At 69.9% G+C, this 7882-nt stretch carries 8 protein-coding genes; 1 reads left to right on the top strand and 7 read right to left on the bottom strand.

The window, feature by feature from the left end; translation table 11 throughout:
• From VFZ20_RS13720 to VFZ20_RS13700, 5 genes are all read right to left on the bottom strand, one after another.
• A partial coding sequence (locus tag VFZ20_RS13720) for a deoxyhypusine synthase family protein (RefSeq protein WP_329684461.1) occupies positions 1-660 on the bottom strand: 660 nt, incomplete at its 3' end.
• 587 nt (positions 661-1247) lie between these two features.
• Positions 1248-1718: an SAM-dependent methyltransferase gene (locus VFZ20_RS13715; protein WP_329684460.1), complete on the bottom strand. Its 471-nt coding sequence runs from the start codon at positions 1716-1718 to the stop codon at positions 1248-1250.
• A 185-nt stretch (positions 1719-1903) separates the two neighbouring features.
• Positions 1904-2569: a hypothetical protein gene (locus tag VFZ20_RS13710; protein ID WP_329684459.1), complete on the bottom strand. Its 666-nt coding sequence runs from the start codon at positions 2567-2569 to the stop codon at positions 1904-1906.
• A gap of 348 nt (positions 2570-2917) precedes the next feature.
• On the bottom strand, positions 2918-4693 hold the full coding sequence (locus tag VFZ20_RS13705; RefSeq protein ID WP_329684458.1) for a thiamine pyrophosphate-requiring protein: 1776 nt from the start codon (positions 4691-4693) through the stop codon (positions 2918-2920).
• Between the two features lie 115 nt (positions 4694-4808).
• Positions 4809-5747: a S1/P1 nuclease gene (locus VFZ20_RS13700; protein WP_329684457.1), complete on the bottom strand. Its 939-nt coding sequence runs from the start codon at positions 5745-5747 to the stop codon at positions 4809-4811.
• A 302-nt stretch (positions 5748-6049) separates the two neighbouring features.
• Between VFZ20_RS13700 and msrB the strand changes: the two genes are divergently transcribed.
• A complete protein-coding gene (gene msrB / locus VFZ20_RS13695) occupies positions 6050-6472 on the top strand; it encodes a peptide-methionine (R)-S-oxide reductase MsrB (RefSeq protein ID WP_329684456.1) in 423 nt (140 codons plus the stop codon).
• 475 nt (positions 6473-6947) lie between these two features.
• Here the strand turns inward: msrB and VFZ20_RS13690 are convergent, their stop codons facing one another.
• Together VFZ20_RS13690 and VFZ20_RS13685 are read right to left on the bottom strand one after the other, a co-directional pair.
• Complete coding sequence (locus VFZ20_RS13690) at positions 6948-7415, bottom strand: response regulator (protein ID WP_329684455.1); 468 nt, start codon at positions 7413-7415, stop codon at positions 6948-6950.
• Positions 7412-7597: a hypothetical protein gene (locus VFZ20_RS13685; RefSeq protein ID WP_329684454.1), complete on the bottom strand. Its 186-nt coding sequence runs from the start codon at positions 7595-7597 to the stop codon at positions 7412-7414. Before VFZ20_RS13685 ends, VFZ20_RS13690 begins: the two co-directional genes overlap by 4 nt.
• Positions 7598-7882: the final 285 nt, after the last annotated feature.

Below are 7882 nucleotides of genomic sequence, written 5' to 3'. Positions count from 1 at the left end.
CGTGTGCACGTTGCGCACGTCGCCGCTGATCACGTGGCCCGCGTACATGTTGCCCAGCGTGCTGTCCTCCCAGCCGGGGACGAACATCGGCAGATTTGCCTCGGCCGCGGCCACCATCCACGAGTCGCGCGGGTCCACCTGGTAGTGCTCGGCCAGGGCGCCGCTACGCAGGATGCGGTACATGAACTCGTGCGGAAACAGCCGCTCGCCCGCCTGGTCCGCCGCGACCCACTCCCGCAGCACGGCGGACTCGATGCGGCGCATGGCCTCCATCTCGGGGATGCAGGTGTCCGTCACGCGGTTCATGTGGCGCTCCAGAAGCGCCTGCTCGTCCGCCGGGGTCAGGTCGCGGTAGTTGGGGACGCGCGCGTAGTGGTCGTGCGCCACGAGGTTGAAGATGTCTTCCTCCAGGTTGGCGCCCGTGCACGAGATCGCGTGCACCTTGCCCTGGCGGATCATCTCCGCCAGCGAAAGGCCCAGCTCCGCCGTGCTCATGGCGCCGGCCAGCGTCACGAGCATGCGGCCGCCCCCGTGCAGGTGCGCACGCCAGCCCTCGGCGGCGTCGACGAGCGCGGCGGCGTTGAAGTGGCGAAAGTGGTGGCGGATGAAGCGGGAAACCTCACCCGTGGAGGTGAGGCTGACTGCGGCGAGGTCGGTCATCGGTGCGGCTCCCCGCGTCCGTTGGAGGCACGCCGTGGCGCGGGGACGCAGGCCGGCCACGGCGGGCGTCCTACGGCGCCGCGGATGCGGACGCCGCCATCGGATACGCCGGGTGGCAGGCGCCCCAACGGTACGCATCCGCCCGCCCCGCGTCAACCCGCCGTATGCGCCCGTCCGCCGGGCGCGTAGCTTGGGACGCGGATGGATCGCATCCGCCGAATCCCAGGATCCGGACCAGACCGCATGCACGCGCTGACGTTTCCCGCTTCGGCGGCCCCCGAGGTGCTCGAGTGGCACGAGGCGCCTGACGGTGATAACGGCGGATCTAATTCAGCGCCAGCCCTTCTCCCAGGCCACCACGCGCCTGCGTCATCCTGAGGGAGCGCCGCGCGTAACGTGAACACACGCAGGACTTTGGCGCGACCGAAGGATCTTGTGTGCGAAGCGTGAGGATGGCACGACGCAGTGAAGCCGGCCTGTCGCTTTGCGGGCAAGATCCTTCGTCGCCGCCATGGACCACGCGCGGGGCAGGACCGCGCGGCGGCTCCTCAGGATGACAATCCGGGACCTGGGAGAGTAGTCTGTCGTCAGTCCGGCGCGTGCCAGTAGGCGCGCATGAGCTCGGTGGACCAGGCGGGCTGGCGGACGGGGGAGCGCGGCAGGAACTCCGCCATGACCGGCTTCACGTCCAGCACGGGCGTGCCGTCCGCCGCGTCCAGCCCGCGCACCACGAGGGCGCGTGGCTCCACCGCGACGACCTCGGCGATGGTGCAGCCCAGCCGGTTGGGCCGGGGCGCGCCGCGTTGCGCCAGGATGCCTACGCGCGGCCACGCCGCGTTCCCCCGCGGATGCCGCGCGCCCCGCGTGACGTCGTCCTCCGCGATGCGGTGAAAGTGGAATACCACCTCCACGTGCGAAAACGCGTCCAGCCCCAGCAGGCTCTCGCCCGGCATCCCCGGCTCCAGGACGATGCGTGACACCACGTCGCCCCAGCCGTCGTCCTCCAGCCCCGCGCGCGGGCTTTCCACCCGCGCGATGGCCGTCAGCACGATCTCCATCTCCCCTTCCCCACGTCTGTTGCAGTTCACTGCGCCCTACGCGCCTCTGCGTGAGAATACGTCGTAAGGGCCAGCCTGCGCACGGGGCCGGCCCGTGCGGCTCACGGAGGCGGGCTTGGGCGAGGAACGGGGGTGCGGTGCCAGACGCTGGGACAGCTTCGATGGGGGACGATGCCGCTCTCTCTCTAGGCCAGGCTGGCGGCGGCGATCCGCGCGGCGGACGCCTTTCGGAACAGCCACCGGCTCGCGCCCCACAGGAGCGCCGCCGGCACGGCGCCCAGCGGGAGCTCCCGGGCCAGGATGGCCAACGAATCGAAGCCGTCCATCCCCAGGCCCAGGACGATCTCCGCCAACATCCCCACGAGGATGAGGATCGCGCTGATCCTGCAGAACCATCCGGTCCCCGCCAGGATCCCGGGGGCGGGCAGGTCCGACGGGGCCGGATCGGGAAAGGCGAACGCCTCCCTGAACTCGTCGTACTTGTAGCCCAGCGTGCCGACCACCCCGCCGATCAGCGTCTCGATCGCCCCGATCCAGATCCAGTCTTCCACTCCCACCTGCTCCAGGAGCCAGAACGCCGCGGCCATGTAGAGGAGGGCAAACCCGAATGCCCGCGCCAGCCGATTCATCCTGTTGATCGCGATGTGCACCGGCGGGTAGGCGCCAACGCTGCACAGGAACGCGAATACCGGATGCATTCCCAGGTAAAACAGCCCGAAGCCCACCGCCGCGGCCGCCAGGAACCCGCTCCCATGGAGAAACAGGAATCGAAACTCTCCCGGATGATGCTCGCCATGGCTGACCCTGTAGCTGCCGGGCGCCCTGGGGTCAGGAGTCAGGTGGTAGCTCATTGTGCGGTCCTTTCAATGAACGAGACACGTGTCTGTGGTGATGAAAACGTCATGACGGTCCTCGGCAATACATGCCCGCGAAGTGATCGGGCGCAAGGAAACACATCGTTCCTGTCCCGCGGAGCGCCGGCGGACCGAGGGGTCAACACACGAGGCCGGCCCCCGCGCTCCGGGGCCGGCCTCTCGTCTCGCACACAAGATCCTTCGTCGCCGCCACGGATTACGCGCGGGTCAGGACCACGCGGCGGCTCCCCAGGATGACGCGATTGGCAGCAGAATACCCGGACATCCGCGCGGACCGGGGTACTCTGCTGCCTCTGCTCCCTCTGCGTGAGAAAGCAGTTGGTTTCAAAGCTCGTAGCCCTGCGCCTGCAGCTGCGCGCGGACGCCCGCCTCATCGGGGTCGCCAGCCTCGAGCGCCTGGCGGATCATCGTGCGCTGCTCGTCCTGCATCTCCGGCGGCAGCGTGGGCACGTTGGGATCGACGACGGCGTCGATGACGAACGGCCCGTCCGCCGCCAGCGCCCGCTCCCACGCGGCATCCACTTCGTCCGGCGACTCCACGCGTACGCCGTCCAGCCCCATCAGCTTCGCGAGATCGGCGTACGGCAGGTCGGGCAAGTCCTGCGTGGCGGGGAACTTGGGCGCACCCTCCATGGCCCGCTGCTCCCACGTCACGAAGTTCAGGTCGCGGTTGTTCAGCACGAGGATGACCAGCCGCGGGTCCGTCCAGCGGTCGCGGTACCGCGCAGCCGTCAGCAGCGCGTTGAGGCCGATCATCTGCATGGCGCCGTCGCCCACGATGGCGATGGCGGGGCGATCCGGGTGCGCCAGCTTGGCCGCGATGGCGTACGGGACCGCGCATCCCATCGTCGCCAGGGTGCCGGAGACGGACGCCATCATCCCACGGCGGATGCGGACGTTGCGCGCCAGCCACACGGCCGCGCTGCCGGAATCCGCCGCCAGGATGGCCCCGTCCGGCAGCCGCTCCGAGAGCGAGCGGATGACGCGCTGCGGATTGACCGGATGGGCCGGGGCGTCGGCGCGCTCGTCCACCGTCCGCTCCCATTCCTTCTTCCACCCTTCGATCCGTTCGCGCCAGCCCCGACCCTCCTTCCGTTCCAACATCGGCGCGAGCAGGGCCAGCGTCTGCGCGGCGTCGCCCACCAGACCGACTTCCATCGGGTAGCGCAGGGCCAGCATGGACGCGTCGATGTCGATCTGCACCCCGCGCGCCTGCCCTTCCCTGGGCAGGAACTCCGTGTAGGGAAAGCCGGAGCCGATCATCAGCAGCGTGTCGCACTCCGTCATCATCCGGTTGCTGGCGCTCGTCCCCAGCCAGCCGACGGAGCCCGTGACCCACGGCAGGTCGTCCGGCAGCACGGCCTTGCCCAGCAGCGCCTTGGCCACGCCCGCGCCCAGCCGCTCCGCCACGTCCTCCACCTGCGCCGCCGCCCCCAACGCGCCCGCCCCGACGAGGATCGCCACCTTTCGGCCCGCGTTCAGCACCTCCGCCGCGCGGCGCAGGTCGTCTTCCGCGGGGACCACGCGTGGCGCGCTGTAGCCGGCGGACGAGTGCTGGTGCTTGGGATCGTGCGGCGGCTCGTCCACGGCCGGCGCGGCCTGCACGTCGTGGGGGAGGATGATGCACGTGACCGTGCGCCGCGCGTGGGCCACGCGAAAGGCGCGGTCGATGACGTGGCGCGCCTGCTCCGGCGCGTTGACCTGCTGCACGTACGCGCTCGCCACGTCCTTGAAGAGCGTGAGGAGGTCGACTTCCTGCTGCGTGCCGCCGCCCATGCCCGTCGTGGGCTGCTGGCCGATGATGGCCACGACGGGATGGTGGTCCAGCTTGGCGTCGTACAGGCCATTGAGCAGGTGGATGGCGCCCGGCCCGCTCGTCGCCATGCACACGGCCACCTCGCCGCTGAACCGCGCGTAGCCGCTGGCCATGAGCGCGGCCAGCTCCTCGTGCGGCGGCTGGATGAGCTCGATGGGCTCGCCCGCGCGCTGCAGGGCGCCCAGGATGCCGTTGATTCCGTCGCCCGAATAGCCGAACATCCGGCGCACGCCCCACGCCCGTAGCCGCTCCACCAGGAAGTCCGCAACCGTCTTTTCGCTCATCCGCCGCTCTCCCCTGAAACGCATCGCCCCGCTCCTCCGTCAGGCGGAGGGCGGGGGCAAGAAGCAATCCGGGAGGGCCGCACCGGATCAGGAGCCTGTCAGCCGTGTCGTGGGCTCAGAACGTGGTGCCCAGGAAATCCCCCAGGCGGTAGCCGGCGAGCGTGATACGCCGCTGCGCCGTCCGCGTGGCATCCACGACGTATCCATCCGGCACCAGGCGGGCATTCGCTTCCGTGGTCGAGGCGCGGAGGGTCCCGTTGCGGTACGCGGTCTGGACCGCGGCCGGAAAGCTCTCGTTCTGGGCCCAGTGTTGCACGCTTCCATCGCTCAGCTCCGCGTACGTCTCCCGCGCGAGTGCCGGGTCCGCGAGCAGCGCCAGCGCGGCCGCCCGAACGTCGGCGAATCGATCGGACCGGATAACGATGCCGTCCCAGTACGAGTGGAGCTTGGGCCGGGACCCGTCGGGAAGGCGGATGTAGAACAGGTTCCCGCCCTGGTCCCCGTTGGGATAGCGGGTCGTGAACAGCTGCGCGGCGTGCAGCGGCTGATGAACGTCGCCCGTGAGGTGAAACAGAAAGCTCAGCGCCAGCGCCTTCGCGGCCGGGCTGCTGTCAGCGCTTGCCAGCGCGCCCACGTACGCCGGGTACGCCTGCAGCAGGTTGATCGCCTCCGGGGGCTGCGTGTGGACCGAGGCGGGCTGGCCCGCGGGCTTGAACGGGAAATCCACGTAGTGCTGCGGACTGAAGACATCCTCGTTGTACCCCGCCTCGGACTTGAAGTCGTCGGGGTATCGCGCCGCGTACATGAACACGAACAGGTCGCGGTCCTGCGGGCCGGCCGTGGCGTCACGTTCCAGCGCGTCCATCCACTGCGACCAGGCCCGGTGCTGCTGGAGCACCTCGATAATGCGCGGGATGGCCGCGGGGTCTGACTGTCGCAGCTGATAGTAGGCGAGCGCGCCCGTGAGCATGTGGCCGGACTTGTTCCACGCGTGGGCCGTCGCGGGAAACGCGAGACCGGCGGCCAGCAGGAGGAGGGACATGGTTCTGCGCATGGTGACCTCGCGCGGTGAGAAATGGAGGGTGTGCATGAATGGATGGACCGATGCGCGATCATTCCCGAGGGGGATCCGCCAGCCCGCGGTCATTATTCGATCCAACGCCAGCGCATTGCAAGAAGATCGTCCGTGCCCGGCGCGCGTCCAGGCCGGCGGATCGGAATCCCGTCTCATCCAAACCTCCCTGCACCGCGTTTCCACACGGGGCACGCGACGGCGGGTCCGGTTTATACCTTGCGGGTGCGCGGCATCGGAACGCGCGTGCACATCGGGAATCAGAGACAAGGGACGAGGTGAGGATGACGGACAAGCTGCGGCTGAGCGACGAGGAGTGGCGCAAGCGGCTTACGGCCGAGGAGTTCACGGTGCTGCGGCAGCACGGCACCGAGGCGCCCTGGGGCGGCTGCTTTCTGGGGACCAAGGACCCGGGCACGTACGTGTGTGCGGCGTGCGGCAACCCGCTCTTCAAGTCCGGCGAAAAGTTCGAGTCGGGCACGGGCTGGCCGTCGTTTACCACGCCCGTCTCCAGCGACGCGGTCAGCGAGTACCAGGACCGCTCGTACGGCATGGTGCGCACGGAGGTGCGCTGCGCCCGCTGCGACGGGCACCTGGGCCACGTCTTTCCCGACGGCCCTCCGCCCACCGGCCTGCGCTACTGCATCAACTCCGTCAGCATGAAGCACGTGCCCGAGGGCGAGCCCATCACGCTCGTCACGGCGTAGCGCCTCCGTGGCGGAGGGAAGACGACGGCCTCACTCCGCGCGCGGGGTGAGGCCGTCGTTTTTCCTTCACGGCGCGATGGGAGCCGAGCGATCGCTCCCATCCGCCCATCATCCCGAACGCGCATAAACACTGCGCATCGGCGTTGATTTCCTGAGTCATTCGGCGCTGCGCGCACCCTGCGGGATGAAAGCCACCGCAGTTCAACCTCCCCTAGGTTTTTTGGGGGGAGGTGGGCGAGCTCCGCGAGCCCGGAGGGGGCGCTCGCGCGATGGCGGCCGAACGCCTGGAACCGACCCATTCTTTCTATTCAGGGAGCGCCGCGCAGGATCCCGCCCGCTCACAAGGCCGTGGACGCGACGGAAGGATCTCCTTTCGCGGGGGCAGGGACTTCGCGAACGGACGGGGGCCTTGCCAGGGCGGGAAGATCCTTCGGGGCCGCACGCATCCATGCACGTTCGAGCTCGCGAGGGCCCCTCAGGAAACAACTGCTTTTCCGGATCCGATCTCATCCCCTTGGGGGGAAGCGGCGCCGGGCGTGGGAAATCGGCGTCCGCCCGCGCCCGGGTCTCCCGCGCGGCCGCCGCGCCCCAGCACCAGCGCGGCCAGCACGCTGGGCGGGATGGGCTTGAGGATCACGGCCGCGCACCCCGTCCGCAGGGCCGCGGCGCGCCGGCCCTCGCTGGGGTCCGACGTGACGACGTAGAGGGGAACGCCCGCCAGGTCCGGGCTGCCGCGCAGGCAGCGGTGCAGCGGACGCCCGTCGGCGCACCACAGGTACTCGCTCACCATGGCCGTGAACGGATGCGCCCGGGCCAGCCGCAGGGCCTGCTCTCCATCCTGGGCCTCCATCACGGACGCGCCCAGGTGCCGGAGCATGGAGGTGAGAATGTGCCGTGCATCCGGGTCGTGGTCCGCCACCAGGACGAGCGGGGACGCGGTCACTCCGCGCGCGTGCCCGCGCCGTCCGCCGCCACCGCCGAGTCTGCCCCGGCGGGGGCCGGGAGGAACGACGCCACGACGGCGTCCTGGCGCGCGACCGGCACCCGGGTGGCGCCACGGTAGGCGGCCACGCCCAGCGTAACGGCGATCAGGGCGAGCGAGACGGCCAGGTGGTGTCGCTTCATGGGGTCCTTCAGGGGGTTCGGGGGAACCGGCTCCCGCCCGCACGCGCGCGGCGAGATGACGGTCCCGGGTGCGTGCCCTGGCGCAAGAGCCATACCCTGTCACGGAATTTGCAACAGATGATCGGAAAGGGGATTCCACTGTCACGGTTGATCCAGGGAACGGATGGCACGCAGCATTGATCGGTTCGCGGAGGAGCGGCTCACGAACCTGGTGCGGGACCGGGTGATCGCGGGCATTCACACGGGGCGGCTGAACGTGGGCGACCGCCTGCCCAGCTACCGCGA

Source organism: Longimicrobium sp. (assembly GCF_036280135.1).
In the GTDB taxonomy this organism is placed as follows: domain Bacteria; phylum Gemmatimonadota; class Gemmatimonadetes; order Longimicrobiales; family Longimicrobiaceae; genus Longimicrobium.
The sequence above is the reverse complement of the archived record's forward strand: the minus strand, read 5'-3'. Positions and strand labels throughout refer to the sequence as shown.